The organism is Sulfitobacter sp. HI0040, from assembly GCF_001634885.1.
Taxonomy (GTDB): domain Bacteria; phylum Pseudomonadota; class Alphaproteobacteria; order Rhodobacterales; family Rhodobacteraceae; genus Sulfitobacter.
This window is the reverse complement of record NZ_LWEX01000396.1, coordinates 1-237: the sequence shown is the minus strand read 5'-3', so window position 1 is coordinate 237 and position 237 is coordinate 1. Positions and strand designations below refer to the sequence as shown.

General features: G+C 59.5%; 1 protein-coding gene. It reads left to right on the top strand.

Translation table 11 applies throughout. The annotated features are described in order from the left end of the window. A partial coding sequence (locus A3728_RS16310) for a homoserine O-acetyltransferase/O-succinyltransferase family protein (protein WP_150120855.1) occupies window positions 1-237 on the top strand: 237 nt, incomplete at both ends.

Here is a 237-nt window from a genome sequence, read left to right as displayed (position 1 = left end):
CCAGCCCTTCGAAGAGGTGAGCCACCGCAAGTTCGATGGGCTCATCATCACCGGCGCCCCGATCGAACATCTGCCCTTTTCAGAGGTGACCTATTGGGACGAGTTGCGCCGGATCATGGACTGGACCCAGACCAACGTGCATTCGACCTTCGGTGTCTGCTGGGGCGGGATGGCGATGATCAACCATTTCCACGGCGTGCCCAAGCACATGCTGGCGCAGAAGGCTTTCGGCTGTTT